Genomic DNA, 15403 nt, shown 5'->3' with positions numbered 1-15403 from the left:
TATGGCTATTGTAAAACCATTTAAAGCTGTTAGAGCGACACGTGATAAAGTTGCTTTAGTATCTTCTAAATCGTACGAAATTTATACCCCTGCGGAAATCGGGGCTAAACTTGATTTTAATCCGTATACTTTTTTACATGTAATCAACCCAGGTTATAAATATCACAAACAAGATATAACAGGAGAACAGCGTTTTAAATTGGTACATAATCGCTACTTAGAATTCAAAGAAAACGAGGTTTTTAAACAAGATGAAGCTCCTGCTTATTATATTTATCAAAAAAGAACACCTAATGATAACTTCTGCGGAATAATTGCAGCTACTTCTGTTGAAGATTATAATAATGAAGTAATTAAAAAGCACGAAGACACTCTAAAAGAACGTGAATTACTGTTTGAAAATTACCTAAAAAATACAGGCTTTAATGCAGAACCTGTACTACTCACCTACCCTGATAATAATGTGATTAATTCAATCATAGAAAAATATCAGAAAGAAAGAGCTGAGTACGAATTTTCAACATCAGATAAAGACTTACATTTTTTATGGGTTATACACGATAAAAATGATGTGGAACAGATAGCAAAAGCTTTTAAAGAGGTTAATACGCTATATATTGCTGATGGACATCATCGCTCAACATCTTCTTGTTTATTAGCTCAAGGTTTAGCTAAAAGCAACCCTGAACATACAGGAAAGGAGGATTATAACTTTTTTATGAGTTATCTGTTACCTGAAAGTCAATTAAAAATTTACGAGTTTAATAGGTTTATTAGAGACTTAAACGGGTTAACTTCTGAAGAACTTTTAATCGAATTAGACACTCATTTTAGAATTGAAAACCGAGGACAAGAGTTGTACAAACCTAAAGAAAAACATCATTTTAGCATGTATTTGAATGGGGAGTTTTATGCACTGTACTTACGTAAATCAGCTTATAATTTTACCGATTGTTTAAGTGAATTAGATGCCTATATTTTATACACAACCGTTTTAGAGCCCATTTTAGGAATAGATGATATTAGAAATGCCTCTAAAATTGTATATTCTCAAGATAAATCTGACGGATTGGAACTAAAAACAAAGGTAGATAGCGGAGAGTTTAAAGTTTCTTTTGGAATGTTGCCTACTAATATTCAAGAACTAAAAACTATTGTTGATGCGGGTTTAATGATGCCTCCAAAAACCACATACATAGAACCAAAATTAAGAAGTGCTTTAACTATTTATGAGTTTTAGTTAAATGTCTGACACATAATTATTATGATTACAGGAATTAAAGAAAATCTTCAAAAAATAAAATCAACACTACCAGAAAACGTAACATTAGTTGCTGTTTCTAAAACCAAACCTATTGCTGATTTACAAGAAGCCTACGATACTGGTCAACGAGTATTTGGTGAAAATAAAATTCAAGAAATGGTAACTAAGTACGATGAATTACCTAAAGACATAAAATGGCACATGATTGGCCATTTACAGCGTAATAAGGTAAAGTACATGGCTCATTTTGTTGACTTAATTCACGGGGTAGACAGCTTTAAAACATTGAAAGAAATAAACAAACAAGCTAAAAAGCATAATAGAGTTATCAATTGCTTGTTACAAGCTCGAATTGCTAAAGAAGACACCAAATTTGGTTTACCATTTACTGATATTGAAGATATTTTAGCCTCAGATGAATTCAAAGAGTTAGAAAATGTAAAAATTGTAGGCTTAATGGGGATGGCTACCTTTACAGACAACCAAGAGCAATTACAAGATGAGTTTTCATCATTAGCTAGTTTCTTCAATAAGAATCAGGAAAAATACTTAGATTTATCAATCCTTTCAATGGGAATGAGTGGGGATTATAAATTAGCCATTAAAAATGGTAGTACTATGGTACGAATAGGAAGCTCTATTTTTGGAGTTAGAAATTATATTGCTTAGATTTACATAAGTCAGCTTAAAAAAGGGAGAGATTTGTACGCTATTTTAGACATTGAAACTACTGGAGGAAAATATAACGAAGAAGGTATTACAGAAATTGCCATTTATAAATATGATGGGCATCAAATTGTAGATCAATTCATTAGTTTAGTTAATCCAGAAAGGGAAATTCAAGAGTTTGTTGTAAAACTTACAGGAATTAATAATAAAATGCTACGAAACGCACCTAAGTTTTATGAAGTGGCTAAAAGAATTGTTGAGATAACTCAAGACTGCTTTATTGTAGCACACAATGCTAACTTTGATTATCGTATTCTTCGTACAGAATTTGACCGATTAGGGTATAAATACAAGCGTAACACGCTATGTACAGTTACTTTAAGTAAAAAACTAATTCCTGAGTCACCGTCTCATAGTTTAGGAAAATTATGTAAATTTTTGGGAATCCCAATGTCTGACCGTCATAGAGCAACAGGCGATGCATTAGCTACTATACAGCTATTTAAACTATTGATAGATAAAGATGTTGAGAAAAAAATTATTCAACAATCTATAAAGTATTTTGATAATAGACACGAAAAGTTTCGTACTCAGAGAATATTAGATAGTTTATCTGAGAAGGAAGGTGTTTTTTATGTACATAATCATGAAGGCACCATCATTTTTATAGGCAGAGGTAAAAACGTTAAACAAGAAACAAACAAACTTTTTTTAAAAGAAACTAGAAAAGCTTTAAAAGTAACAAAAAGAGTTACCAAGGTTTCTTATGAGGAGACTGGAAATATGCTTTTTACGCGTTTAAAATACCATTTAGAACTTGAAAAACTAAGACCCAAATACAATATTATAAGAAAAAGAAAAATTACAGATAAAAATTTTAATCACGATAATATGCTTATTATTGATAAAGGTAGAACACTAGAAGAACATGCTGTAATTTTAATTGAAAAAAATGAAGTCATAGGTTATACATATACTAATCTTGCTTTTCAAGAAAACCAAATACCTATTCTAAAATCTATGCTAACTCCTATTGAAAACAAAGAGCTAGCAAAAACAATAATTAAAAACTATTTACTAAAAAATAAAGTGTCTAAAATAGTACGATTACAAGTTGAAAATAATTTATAATATTGCTATAAAGCATTCAAAAACCTGATCTTTTGGATAATAAAACACTTAATTGGAGAGATAAATTACATGAAGTAATCTATGAAGCAGACACTCCTGCTGGTAGATTATTTGATATAACCTTATTATTTGCAATTTTGGCAAGTATTATACTTGTAATGCTTGAAAGTATAGACAGTTTTGATAATAAGCATCATAATTTTTTATACATCTCTGAATGGGTTATTACCTTCTTTTTTTCAATTGAATATATCCTTAGAATCATTTCAATAAAAAAACCGTCAAAATATATTTTTAGCTTTTATGGTATCATAGATTTACTCTCTACTATTCCTATGTACCTAACGTTCTTTTTTGTGGGAACACATAGTAGTTTAATAGCCTTGAGAGCGTTACGCTTATTAAGAGTTTTTAGAATTTTAAAAGTATCAAGATATATTGGAGAGTCAAATCAATTGATAAAAGCATTAAATGCTAGTAAAGCTAAAATTGGAGTATTTCTTTATTTTGTATTGATTATTTGTATCATTTTAGGCTCAATAATGTATTTTATTGAAGGGGCAGATAACGGTTTTACAAGTATTCCTAGAAGTATTTATTGGTCTATTGTAACACTTACAACTGTTGGTTATGGAGATATCGCTCCCCAAACCGCTTTAGGGCAGTTTATTGCTAGTATTACCGTAATTATTGGTTATGCCATTATTGCAATTCCTACTGGAATAGTAAGCTCTGAAATGACTAAAAAGAATGTACACTTAAACACACAATCTTGTCCAAATTGCTCGTATGAAGGTCATAAAGATGAAGCAGAATTTTGCTATCATTGCGGAACAAAACTGAACTAAATGTCACAAGAAAATACGTTAATTACTATTGTTGGAGCTACGGCTATTGGTAAAACAGTACTAAGTATTAAACTAGCACAACATTTTGAATGTGATATTATTTCGTGTGATTCTCGTCAATTTTATAAGGAAATGACTATCGGAACAGCTGTCCCTTCCCCTCAAGAGCTGGCATCAGCACCACATCATTTTATCCAAAATAGAAGTGTTTTTGAAGACTATTCAGTAGGACAATTTGAAAAAGACACATTGGCTAAACTAGAAGAATTATTCACCAAAAATCCTATTCAAATAATGGTTGGAGGGAGTGGTTTATATGTTGATGCCGTATTAAAAGGATTAGATTATTTTCCAGATGTAGACCCACAAATAAGAATTGATTTAACTACCGAATTAGAGAATAAAGGAATAGAATATCTTCAAAAGAGATTAAAAGAACTTGATGTTGAAGCGTATAATACGATTGCTATTGATAATCCACATCGATTAATACGTGCCTTAGAGATTTGCATTGGCACCAAAAAAACATATAGTTCTTTTAAAAATAAGCCAAAAGCTCCTCGTAATTTTAAATCCATCAAAATAGGATTAACGGCAGACAGAGAGATTATGTACGACCGTATTAATCGTCGTGTAGATATTATGATTGAAAAAGGTTTGATAGAAGAAGCTAAAAAACTACACCCTCATAAAAATCTAAATGCACTACAAACAGTAGGATACAGAGAATTGTTTGAGTATTTTGAAGATAGCTTCACTAAAGATTTTGCTGTAGAAGAAATTAAGAAAAACTCAAGAAGATTTGCCAAGCGACAAGGAACTTGGTTTAGAAAAGATACCAATATTTTATGGTTTGATTTTCAGGAAGATATTCAAGATATTATAAAAACTATTGAAAGTAAACTTTAACGCTTTTTAAGAACACCACAAAAATCACTTTTTTATATTTGTCAAAAAACAGAAATACATGAAACTAAAAATCACTTTTATACTTGCTTTATTTTTTATCGGATTTTCAAATGCTCAAACTAAAGTAGGTACTGTTGATAGCGAATTAATCATTAGTAAAATGCCACAAATGAAAGGAGTTTTACAACGAGTAGAAAATTATGGTAAAAAACTAGACTCTAGTTTTCAAGTAAAAGCTACAGAATATAAAACTAAGATTGATTCTTTCAAAGCTGAAGAAAAACTAATGACAGATGATGATAAAAAAACCAGAGTTCAAGAATTAAGAACACTTGAGCAAGAAATGGGTAAGTTTCGTCAAAATGGATCTGCTATGATGCAAATACAAAAAGAGCAAAGTTTACGTCCTTTATATAAAAAGTTAAGTGAAGTAATATCTGAAGTGGCTAAGGCAAACGGATATACACAAATTTTAACTACGACCGGAAACGAATTTGGATACATTGATGAACGTTTTGATATCACTAAATTGGTATTAGATAAACTAGGAATTAAGGAGTAATTCTTTTATGTATCAAAAACAAAAAGACTTACAATTACAATACGAAGGATTTTTAAAAACACCTTTTCTATGGTATGGAAAAGGTGTTTTTGATTTAGAGCAATACCCTACTTCAATTACTCAAATAACTTCTCTTAATCTAGAAATCACACAAAAACTACGTTTAGGTAAATTGGTTGAGCGCTTTGTTTCATTTGAGTTAAGCCAAGGTTCTGTATCAATCCTTGCTGAGAACATTCAAATTCAAAAAGAAAAAATTACTGTAGGAGAATTAGATTGTTTATTGTTAAAGGATAAGAAACCAATTCATTTAGAAATCATCTATAAATTCTATTTATATGACTCTTCTGTTGGGAATTCTGAAATTGAACATTGGATTGGACCAAATCGACGAGATTCTCTTATACAAAAATTAACCAAGCTTCATGAAAAACAATTACCACTACTCTATTCCAATTATACTAAAAGTTATCTAGATGAATTAAAATTGAGTGTAGATGAAATAATACAACAAGTATATTTTAAAGCACAATTATTTATTCCTTTAAAGGACTTTGGAAAAAAAATCAAACAACTAAATAATAATTGTATTTATGGGTTTTATATCTATCCGAGAGAATTAAAACAATTTTCCGATTGTAAATTCTACATACCCAATAAACATAACTGGCTGGTCAACCCTCACCCTAATGTTGATTGGTTAAGCCTCAAAGATTTTCAAATCAAACTTCATCAATTTTTAAATGAAGAAAATGCTCCTCTTTGTTGGCTAAAGAAACCAAACGGAGAGCTTTTTAAATTTTTTGTGGTTTGGTGGTAAAATCTATTAATAATTCAAACTTTTCATATAAACTATAAAAAAAACACACTCGAAACATAGTTTCAGGTGTGCTTAGTTCATGATAACATTAGGTTGACTTAATCTAAACCTCTTAAGTTTTATTGTTTACAATTTTCGTTTGCTAAATCAGTAATTATAGGATTATATAAATTGTTTTCTATTCTTGAGCTACCTTCAATAGTTAGTGAACTAAGAGAACAAAAATTAGAAAGCTTATCATTATATTTAATATATAAAGACTTTACTTTTCTTAAATTATCTAATCCTTCCAAATTCTCTAGATTTGTTCTTTCTATATATAGGTGCTCTATTTCTTCTATATTACTCAATGCGGTTAAAGTAGTTATATCATTATCATTTATATAAACTTCTCCACTAATTTTTGTAAACCCTTTTTGTTTAAAATAATCTAAATCATAACGATCATCAATCCATGTTTGTACTCCATGGTATTCATTAAGAGGTACTTGTCTTTCACAATCTAATTCATCAACCCATGAAGGATTAAATCTATTACGTTTAGGGAGGTAAAAAGTACCTTCTAGCCCACCTGATTTCATCAAATTAACTAACCCACAATAACTATATAATGCATTATTTTCCTGAATGGAAATATTACCTCCAACCCTTTCTAAATTTAAAAATGAATCTAAGTTTGTTATAACATAATTTCCTGATATCTCTAAATCTCGTTTAATTTCTTTCAAATTTTCAAGCCCTGTTAAACTTTCTAATTTAGGGTTTCTATGAACTCTTAACCAATCTATAATTTCAATACCGGCTAAACCTTTTATGTCCATTAAATTTTCGTTTTGTACTATATTAATTAAAGCAGATGAATTATTTTTTGGAAAACCATTTAAGCTTGTTAAGTTATTATTAAAAGCTATTTGAATTGTCTCTATTCCTTTGATATTTTCTAAACCTTCTAAAGAGGTAACTTGAGCTCCCCAGACACTTAATCTTTTAACTGAATTTAAAGATTTCAATAATTTTAAATCTGTTACAGGGTGATTTGCACCATCGTAAGGACTTCCTATACCAAGTTTCCCATTAATATTTTTATATCCTTTATCTATAAAGTCGATTAATTCATCCTGAGTTTTAAAATCAACATTACCTTCAAAAATATCATTAACTCCTAAGCCCTCAATAATTGTATTTTTATAAGGTTCAGTTATATTACTAGTGAATGTGATATTACCTGAATATTTCTTTTCTTCAGTAGGTTTAAAAAGTATATCTAATTCAAAAAAATCACTTGGAGGTATTTTAATAGTTTCAAAATTCACAGAAAATCCTTCAGGAAGGATCACCTCTGTAATTTCTAAGATAGAATTTCCTTCATTAAATATAGATATTGGTAATGTCTTTTCGTTTTCTATAACAAGGTCTTTAAAATTTAAAGTCTCATTATCATCTGGTAGTTTAATAGACAATTTAATTTCTTTTAACTCTTCTAGTTCTGTATCTACTTCAGGAACTGGTTCATTACTAATACATTGAATTAAAAGTTTAGATAAAATAAACAAGGCTATAACCAGCTTAGTCTTTTTCATAGTTTTTTTGATTTTTTTAAAATTTAAGCAAAAGTAAAAAGTTAGTGGCAATATCAAAAATTATTTACTCTTTTAAATATTAAACAAGTTAAACCTATAGCTACTTATACTTTTTGTGGTTTGGAAGTTACTTTCAATTTTGATATTCGTTTTCTTGATGTAATAAAATAAACTCCTGATAATAATACTATAGATGCTATAACAGATTGTGTTGTTAAGGTTTCATCTAAAAAATACCATCCTAAAAATAAAGCTACAACAGGGTTTACATACGCTGATGTTGATACTTTTTCTGTTGGAACAATTTTTAATAAATAATTAAAAGATGTAAAAGCAACAATACTTCCAAAAGCAATTAATAAAAACATAGCTCCTTGTGCTTTAAGGGACCAGTCTATGGGTGAAGACCAAGTTTCTTTTAATAAAACTGAACCTATAAAAAGGAAAACTCCTGCAAAAAGCATTTGATAACCTGTACTTACAAAAAAGTTTTTAGGAAGCGTAGCTTTGGCTACAAAAACACTACCATAACTCCAACTTAAGACACAAGAAAAAATCATAAAAATCCCTATTAGCATATCTTTTGAAGTAGTTATTTCATTTTGACTTACCAACAAATACATTCCTATGATTCCCAAAATAACTCCAATAATTGATTGTCGTTGCATTTTTTTTCCATCAATTAAACGTAGAAGTAATAAAACAAATAAAGGCTGTGTTGCAGCTAATAAAGCTCCAAAACCGCTATCAACAAACTTTAATGCCCAAACAAACATTCCATTTCCATATACTAAAAAAAGAAAACCTGCTATCGCAGAGTTTAAAAGCTGTTTCTTAGTTACTTTAATTGATTTTTTTAAAAGCTTAGCAATTAGCATAATTAACACTCCCGATATAGAGAATCGAATAGCTGCTAACAACAACGGAGAAACCTCTGTAACAACAATTTTATTTAGCAAATAGGTTGATCCCCAAATGACATAAATGGCAATAAAAGCAGCTATAATTAGCGTTTTAGATTCTTTCATTTTATCTGTATTCTAATAAGCTAAAAGTACAATAAAACCTCTTTGGATGTTCTTGAAAAATAAAAAATCGGTTAAAAATATTTTCAACCGATTTTTCTGAAAAAGTTATTCTTTGGTAATTATAATTTCGCTAATATTTTTTCGGCTACCAATTCAGATGATGCTGGGTTTTGGCCTGTAATTAAGTTTCCGTCTTCAATTACATACTCTTGCCAGTCTCCAGCTTTACTATAGATTCCTTCATTATTTTTTAGCTCGTCTTCCACTAAAAATGGTACTATTGAAGTTAATTGTACCGCATCTTCTTCTGTATTAGAAAAACCTGTTACTTTTTTACCTTTAACTAAAGGTTCTCCATTTAATTTAGCTTCTTTTAACACAATAGGTGCATGGCAAACAGCTCCTACTGGCTTATTGTTTGTATAAAAAGCTTCTATTAAAGCTACAGAATCTTTATTTTCGGCTAAATCCCATAAAGGTCCATGCCCACCAGGGTAAAAAATTGCGTCATAGTCACCTTCTTTAACTTCGCTTAATTGTATTGTGTTGGCTAATACAGATTGAAGTTCTTCATCTTTATTAAAACGATGTGTAGCTGGTGTTTGAAAATCTGGTTCGTTACTCTTAGGATCAATTGGTGGTTGTCCTCCTTTTGGAGATGCTAAAGTTACTTCCACTCCTTTATCTTTTAATAAATAATAAGGTGCTGCAAATTCTTCAATCCAAAATCCTGTTTTTTCTCCTGTATTTCCTAGTTCTTCATGACTAGTAAGTACAAATACTACTTTTTTCATATTATTCTATTTTTAAGTTAACCCAAAATTAGCATATGAAAGTTGTAAGAAAATTGATGTATGGTAATAAAGGAATTTAAAAATTTTCTTTTCGTATTCTACTTAAACTTTCAGTTGTTATTCCTAAGTACGATGCTAAGTGATAGTTTTTAATTTGCTGCTCTATGTTTGGATAACTTTGTAAAAATAGATGATATCTTTCTTTGGCAGACAATACTAAATTATTTAAAATTCTTTTTTGAAATCTTACCGTTGAACGTTCTAATTTTTTTCTAAAAAAATGTTCTATTTTGGGTACTTTTTCATAGATATTATCCAAATCACTCTTGGCTACTTTTAACACAATTGCATCTGTAATACACTCTATAGAAAGTACAGATTCTGACTCGGAAAAATAACCTATATAATCACTAATCCACCAATCGTTAATCGCAAACTGTATCGTATGTTCTTTTCCCTTAGCATCCATAAAAAATGTTCGTAAACAACCTTTTACTACATAATATTGGTAATATACTTTCTCATTAGTATGTAATATAGTATCTCCTTTTTTATATACTACTTCAGAAAAAATATTTTCTACTATTTCTAACTCTTCACTCTCTAAATGAAGATCTTTAAACACATTACCAACAGATGTACTCATTGTAAAATATTATAGTAACCCTTCTAAATAGTGCTGTTCAATTTGATAAGTTTCTTTTAAGTCTGAAATTTTAGCTTCAATACGTTTTTTATCTACTTTTTTTGATGATTTAGCGCCAATCAACATCACATTTTTACGAGTGTGTTCGTTACTGATAAACTCAAAGACCTTTGTGGTATAATTGTTTTTCTCTAAAATTAAAGCACGAATGGTATCAGTAACCATTTCAAACTGACGTTCTTTAAAAATCCCATACTTTAATAAAGGACTCTCCTGCTCTTTCCCTTTCACTTGTTGACGAATTTGTTTATGACAACACGGGGCACAAACAATCAATTCTGCTTTAGATACTAAACCTTTGTAAATAGCATCATCGGTAGCTGTATCACAAGCGTGTAGAGCAATTAAAATGTCAATTTTATTGTTATCATACTCTTGTATAGGTTGAGCTACAAAAAGTAATCCTTTAAATTCACATTTTTTTGCAATATCATTACAATAGTCAACTAAATTTTGTCGTAACTCAATACCTGTTATACTTGCAGTATACCCCTTTTGGTTTACCAAATAATCGTACAGAGCAAAAGTTAAATAACCTTTTCCAGAACCCATATCTACAATATTGATGTGCTTAGGTAATTTAACCGATTGTATTTGAGCTTCGATAATCTCTAAATACTTATTGATTTGACGGTATTTATCTGCCATTTTAGGAATTACTTTACCTTCTTTATCGGTTACCCCTAAATGATATAAATATTCGCTATTTTCAGCTCTTTTCTCTTTAAGTTTATCGTGTGCTTCTGGTAATTTATTCTTAAAACTAGGCTGTGTAGTTTTATAACTTACTTTTTTCTTTTTAGAAATAAATACCAACAAATCATTCTCTAGCGTAAACAATGTTGCCGCTCTAAACTTTTCTGAAAGTAAATCGGTTAGTTCTTCTATACTCTCTTCAAACGAATAGTTTTTTGTTTGATCGTTTGTCTTATATCGGTATAAAAATTGAAAACAAACGTCTCCTTTTAACATTATTTGACGAACATAAACATTTGACAATTCATCACTTTTACGAATCGGTTTACTCAAAGTTAATTTTACAAAATCATTTTTTTGTATGCTGTTTTGAAACTCGGTAAACAATTGATGTAAGGCTTCTTTCATATTGCAAAAATACGGAAACGTTATTGTTTAATTACAAATAAAAAAGCTATCATTATTATTAAAAAATTGCAACACTAAATAATAATTATCGTCTCTATTAAAACGAATAATCAAATACTATGAAAAAACTAACACCTCTTTTTTTCCTTTTACTGTTGTTACTTTATACTTCTTGCTCTAACCAAAAGAAAAACAACAATACTGTTACCATTAAAAATGAAATAGATACTTATTTAACGAAAACAATGGAATTACATAATATTCCTGGATTAGCTTTAGCTGTTGTTGAGGATAATAAAATAGTTTATGAAAATTATTTTGGAATATCTTCATTGGAGAAAAACAAACCAGTTGATAAAAATATATTATTTAGAATTTTTTCAGCAACAAAACTTATCACTTCTACAGGAGTATTTCAGCTTATACAAAACAAACAGCTAAGTTTAGAAGACAAAATTTCAAAATATATAGATGATTTACCAGTACCATGGCAAGAGGTTAAAATTAAAAACTTATTAAGTCATTCTTCTGGTTTACCTGATATCATCAAGTATAAAAGTACATTAACCGACGAGGAATTAATGGGAAAACTATTCAAAGACAAAATGAATTTTGCTATTGGAAAACAGTTTCAATATAATCAAACAAACTATTGGTTACTTGCTCAAATTATAGAAAAAATTACAGGAATGTCTTTTAATGATTATGTTATTAAAAATCAGTTTGATAATTCTACAAATGGAGTTTTATTTTCTTCTAACTCGCTAGAAAATATTCCAAATCGCGCTACGAGATATTTTTATAATGAAAAGACAAAAGAATTTGAAGAAGATACTAATAACAGTGGTAAAAGAGGGCATTCAGGAAACGGATTAAACATCACGCTTAAAAGGTTTATTGAATGGAACAGGAAATTTGACAAAAACCTACTCTTAAACAATAAGACTAAATCCGAAATGTGGAAGCCATTTAATTTTACGAATCAAAAAGACCATTTTTTACATGGTTGGAATAGCATTCAAGTAAACGGACTGGATTCTTACGGATTTTCGGGTGGAAATTTAGCTGCATTTAGAAAATTTACAGATAATAAAACAACAATTGTTTTATTGTCTAATGGGTACAAAATTCCAGCTTATAATATAATTATTAATGATATAGCTAGAATTGTAATTCCTGAATTAAAAGCAAAAAAATTAACACTAGAAGAAGACATTATGCATTTTGTTATGCATCATCAATTTAATGAGGCTATTCAATCATTCAAAAAATTAAAAAAAGAAAACCCAAATTCTAACTTCGATAATTTAAAATGGAATATTAACAGTATAGGTAATTCTTATATATACAGTGATAATAATACTAAAAAAGCACTTGAAATTTTCAAATTAAATACTGAAACTAATCCAAATTGGTGGGTTTCTTTTGCTAGTTTGGCAGAGACTTATGAGTTACAAAAAGACACCTTAAATGCTATAAAAAGTTATAAAAAAGCAATTCTACTAAATGAAGAAAATCAATGGGACTATAATATTCAAATGAAAAACAAAGTTATAGAACTAGAAAATAACTAACACCTACAATATATAATAATAATAATAACGACTGAATTTCAGAAAGGGAATTCAGTCGTTATTATTATTATTATTATTATTATTATTATATATTGTACTGTAACATTTTTGCTAATGATACGTCTTTAACAAAAACAAACTGCATGAAATATCTAAAAATTAGCTCCTTATTACTTTTAACAGTATCTTTATTTGTACTTAGTTGCACAAATAACAACAAACCAGAAACTAAAAAAGACAATAACACATACGTTATAAAAAACGTAAATATAATTCCGATGACTGCTAATAATAATGTCATTGAAAATGCTACTGTTGTAATTCATGAGAACATCATACAATCAATAAATGATGCTACTCCTTCTGAGGCAACAATAATTGACGGAAAAGGTAAATGGCTCATTCCTGGACTTGTTGATATGCATGTACATACCCTCAGTAACGGGAGTTTCTCACAAGGATATCCAACTAGAGGTTCTACAGTAAATTTTAATACTCAAAATTTAATGACTCTATATGTAGCCAATGGAGTCACCACAGTATTTGAATTAAGTGGAAGACTTGGACACTTTTCACAAAGAGATAAAATAATGGAAAAAAGTGTTATTGGCCCTCGTATGGCAATAGCTGCTGTAATTGATGGCAAAGGCAATGAAATTAAAGCTACGACTCCTATAGAAGGGCGACAATCGGTTAGAAACGCTAAAGGTTTAGGTTATAGATTCATAAAGGTTTATACCTGGTTAAATGAAGAAACTTTTAAAGCAGTTATTGATGAAGCTGAAAAACAGAATATGAAAGTTGTTGGCCACATTCCTACAGCCTTTGAAGGAAAACCTGCTGAAGATTTATTTGTACCTCATTTCGGATTAATAGCACATGCTGAAGAATTATCGAAACAGACTAATGATTTTAGTTATGAAAAAGCGCAAGAATTTGCTCGCTTAGCTAAAAAAAATAATACTTGGTTAATTCCGAATTTATCTAACATGGTCTGGATTTTAAAACAGGCTAAATCATCAGAAAGTATTCAAAATTCACAAAGTTTAAAGTATGTGCATCCATTAATGCAGAGTAAGTGGTTAAACTCGAATCGTTTTTCTGAATCTTCTCCCAAGTTAATTGAATTCTTTAATAAACAAAAAGACTTTCATATACAGATTGTCAAAGCTTTTAAAGAAGAAGGTGCACCTATGCTTGCTGGAACAGATGCCGGTATTTCTGGTATTATTTGGGGGTTTTCTCTTCACGATGAATTGGAACTATTAGTAGAAGCTGGATTAACAACTGAAGAAGCATTAACTTCTGCAACTAGGTTACCTGCTAAATGGTTAGAAATTGATGATAAAATAGGAACCGTAGAAACTGGAAAGTTTGCTGATTTAATTTTACTAGATAAAAATCCATTAGAAAACATTAATAATACACGTTCAATTTCAGGTGTTTTTGTAAATGGAAAATGGCTTGATAAAACTAAAATTGATGTTATTCTTACAAAAGTAGCCCAATGGAACGATGCTGATAAAGAAAAGTATAAATGGAAAAACAGAAAAAATTTATAGTTTTATGTTGATTATAAATCAATAAAAAAAACATAGCTTTATAATAAAAAATAAGTGTGTTGAAAATTACCCCTGATAAAACTACCTCTCTTTTTGTAAAAGATATTTTGGTGTTTAAATCTTTAGATAAAAACATTACAACTCACCTACCCTTTTTTGCTGATGGTTATCCTGGATTTTTATTTTATGAATCTGATGGCGGGTTAAAAGTTAATCCACATAATAAAGCGATGCCCAATATTTTTCTATATGGGCAAACTATTCACCCAGTAGAACTTGAAATAGTAGGCGCTTATCAAGTTATTGTTTTTCAATTATACCCTTTTGTTTTACGTACGTTTTTTGATGTGATACCAGAAAGTATTAACGATAATTGTTATTATCTTGAAAATATAGAAGGGAATGATATTTCTGAATTCACAAATCAACTTTTAGCTAGTAAAACTGTAGAAAATCGAATAGATTTAATATCTAACTTATTACTTTTTTATTTCGAGAAAAAGAAAGAAAATCTCGATTTTAAAATCAGACAAGCCATTCAGCAAATCATGAAGTGTAAAGGGCAAGAAAACATAAATACTATTGCCGAAAACATTGAATTAAATATTCGCACTTTTGAAAGACGGTTTTTAAAAGAAACAGGATTATCTCCAAAACAATTTTCAAAAATCATCCAATTTCAAGCGTCTTTAAAACAACTTACAGTAAAAGATTTTTCTAAACTTACAGATGTAGTTTATGAAAATGGTTATTCAGATCAATCTCATTTTATAAGGGTTTTTAAGGCATTTACAGGTAAAACTCCAAAAAAATTCAAACCCTAAAACTGGTTGTCGTTTTTATTCTATTTAA

General features: G+C 29.3%; 15 protein-coding genes. 10 read left to right on the top strand and 5 right to left on the bottom strand.

Features of this window, described 5'->3' with window-relative positions; all coding sequences use genetic code 11:
• Position 1: 1 nt before the first annotated feature.
• Genes ACQYZ7_RS10710 through ACQYZ7_RS10680 form a run of 7 tightly spaced genes read left to right on the top strand, consistent with a single transcriptional unit; the run spans position 2 to position 6203 of the window.
• On the top strand, positions 2-1240 hold the full coding sequence (locus tag ACQYZ7_RS10710; protein WP_430729741.1) for a DUF1015 domain-containing protein: 1239 nt from the start codon (positions 2-4) through the stop codon (positions 1238-1240).
• A 24-nt stretch (positions 1241-1264) separates the two neighbouring features.
• Positions 1265-1933, top strand: a complete 669-nt coding sequence (locus tag ACQYZ7_RS10705) for a YggS family pyridoxal phosphate-dependent enzyme (RefSeq protein ID WP_430729740.1) — start codon at positions 1265-1267, stop codon at positions 1931-1933.
• Positions 1934-1966: 33 nt separating this feature from the next.
• The gene (locus ACQYZ7_RS10700) at positions 1967-3064 is read left to right on the top strand and encodes an exonuclease domain-containing protein (protein ID WP_430729739.1); all 1098 of its coding nucleotides are present in this window, start codon (positions 1967-1969) and stop codon (positions 3062-3064) included.
• 32 nt (positions 3065-3096) lie between these two features.
• On the top strand, positions 3097-3912 hold the full coding sequence (locus tag ACQYZ7_RS10695; RefSeq protein ID WP_430729738.1) for an ion transporter: 816 nt from the start codon (positions 3097-3099) through the stop codon (positions 3910-3912).
• Positions 3913-4821: a tRNA (adenosine(37)-N6)-dimethylallyltransferase MiaA gene (miaA, locus tag ACQYZ7_RS10690; protein ID WP_430729737.1), complete on the top strand. Its 909-nt coding sequence runs from the start codon at positions 3913-3915 to the stop codon at positions 4819-4821.
• 58 nt (positions 4822-4879) lie between these two features.
• Entirely contained in the window at positions 4880-5383 is a 504-nt protein-coding gene (locus ACQYZ7_RS10685) for an OmpH family outer membrane protein (RefSeq protein WP_430729736.1), read from the top strand.
• 7 nt (positions 5384-5390) lie between these two features.
• A complete protein-coding gene (locus tag ACQYZ7_RS10680; protein WP_430729735.1) occupies positions 5391-6203 on the top strand; it encodes a DUF1853 family protein in 813 nt (270 codons plus the stop codon).
• A 119-nt stretch (positions 6204-6322) separates the two neighbouring features.
• On the opposite strand, the gene ACQYZ7_RS10675 is transcribed toward ACQYZ7_RS10680, so the two are convergent.
• The 5 genes from ACQYZ7_RS10675 to ACQYZ7_RS10655 form a co-directional block, all read right to left on the bottom strand.
• Positions 6323-7783 carry a hypothetical protein gene (locus tag ACQYZ7_RS10675; protein ID WP_430729734.1) on the bottom strand — a complete coding sequence of 487 codons (1461 nt, stop codon included), beginning with the start codon at positions 7781-7783 and terminating at the stop codon, positions 6323-6325.
• 104 nt (positions 7784-7887) lie between these two features.
• Positions 7888-8811 (bottom strand): EamA family transporter, encoded by a 924-nt coding sequence (locus ACQYZ7_RS10670; protein WP_430729733.1) that lies wholly within the window; start codon positions 8809-8811, stop codon positions 7888-7890.
• A 119-nt stretch (positions 8812-8930) separates the two neighbouring features.
• Positions 8931-9605: a type 1 glutamine amidotransferase domain-containing protein gene (locus ACQYZ7_RS10665; protein ID WP_430729732.1), complete on the bottom strand. Its 675-nt coding sequence runs from the start codon at positions 9603-9605 to the stop codon at positions 8931-8933.
• A gap of 76 nt (positions 9606-9681) precedes the next feature.
• Positions 9682-10251: a Crp/Fnr family transcriptional regulator gene (locus ACQYZ7_RS10660; RefSeq protein WP_430729731.1), complete on the bottom strand. Its 570-nt coding sequence runs from the start codon at positions 10249-10251 to the stop codon at positions 9682-9684.
• Positions 10252-10260: 9 nt separating this feature from the next.
• Positions 10261-11415: a class I SAM-dependent methyltransferase gene (locus tag ACQYZ7_RS10655; RefSeq protein WP_430729730.1), complete on the bottom strand. Its 1155-nt coding sequence runs from the start codon at positions 11413-11415 to the stop codon at positions 10261-10263.
• A gap of 119 nt (positions 11416-11534) precedes the next feature.
• Here ACQYZ7_RS10655 and ACQYZ7_RS10650 point away from each other — a divergent pair, with 119 nt between their 5' ends.
• The 3 genes from ACQYZ7_RS10650 (at position 11535) to ACQYZ7_RS10640 (ending at position 15375) form a co-directional block, all read left to right on the top strand.
• Positions 11535-12989, top strand: coding sequence for a serine hydrolase (locus tag ACQYZ7_RS10650; protein ID WP_430729729.1), 1455 nt, complete (start codon positions 11535-11537; stop codon positions 12987-12989).
• A gap of 143 nt (positions 12990-13132) precedes the next feature.
• On the top strand, positions 13133-14551 hold the full coding sequence (locus ACQYZ7_RS10645) for an amidohydrolase family protein (RefSeq protein ID WP_430729728.1): 1419 nt from the start codon (positions 13133-13135) through the stop codon (positions 14549-14551).
• Positions 14552-14607: 56 nt separating this feature from the next.
• Positions 14608-15375: a helix-turn-helix domain-containing protein gene (locus tag ACQYZ7_RS10640; RefSeq protein WP_430729727.1), complete on the top strand. Its 768-nt coding sequence runs from the start codon at positions 14608-14610 to the stop codon at positions 15373-15375.
• Positions 15376-15403 lie beyond the last annotated feature (28 nt).

The organism is Tenacibaculum sp. SDUM215027, assembly GCF_050566205.1.
GTDB lineage: Bacteria > Bacteroidota > Bacteroidia > Flavobacteriales > Flavobacteriaceae > Polaribacter.
This window is presented reverse-complemented; position numbering and strand designations above follow the sequence as displayed.

Excerpts from the sequence above, each read along its gene's own strand:
- ACQYZ7_RS10710 (WP_430729741.1), top strand. The coding sequence starts at position 2 with ATGGCTATTGTAAAACCATTTAAAGCTGTTAGAGCGACACGTGATAAA.
- ACQYZ7_RS10705 (WP_430729740.1), top strand. The coding sequence starts at position 1,265 with ATGATTACAGGAATTAAAGAAAATCTTCAAAAAATAAAATCAACACTA.
- miaA (WP_430729737.1), top strand. The coding sequence starts at position 3,913 with ATGTCACAAGAAAATACGTTAATTACTATTGTTGGAGCTACGGCTATT.
- ACQYZ7_RS10685 (WP_430729736.1), top strand. The coding sequence starts at position 4,880 with ATGAAACTAAAAATCACTTTTATACTTGCTTTATTTTTTATCGGATTT.
- ACQYZ7_RS10680 (WP_430729735.1), top strand. The coding sequence starts at position 5,391 with ATGTATCAAAAACAAAAAGACTTACAATTACAATACGAAGGATTTTTA.
- ACQYZ7_RS10675 (WP_430729734.1), bottom strand. The coding sequence starts at position 7,783 with ATGAAAAAGACTAAGCTGGTTATAGCCTTGTTTATTTTATCTAAACTT.
- ACQYZ7_RS10670 (WP_430729733.1), bottom strand. The coding sequence starts at position 8,811 with ATGAAAGAATCTAAAACGCTAATTATAGCTGCTTTTATTGCCATTTAT.
- ACQYZ7_RS10665 (WP_430729732.1), bottom strand. The coding sequence starts at position 9,605 with ATGAAAAAAGTAGTATTTGTACTTACTAGTCATGAAGAACTAGGAAAT.
- ACQYZ7_RS10660 (WP_430729731.1), bottom strand. The coding sequence starts at position 10,251 with ATGAGTACATCTGTTGGTAATGTGTTTAAAGATCTTCATTTAGAGAGT.
- ACQYZ7_RS10655 (WP_430729730.1), bottom strand. The coding sequence starts at position 11,415 with ATGAAAGAAGCCTTACATCAATTGTTTACCGAGTTTCAAAACAGCATA.
- ACQYZ7_RS10650 (WP_430729729.1), top strand. The coding sequence starts at position 11,535 with ATGAAAAAACTAACACCTCTTTTTTTCCTTTTACTGTTGTTACTTTAT.
- ACQYZ7_RS10645 (WP_430729728.1), top strand. The coding sequence starts at position 13,133 with ATGAAATATCTAAAAATTAGCTCCTTATTACTTTTAACAGTATCTTTA.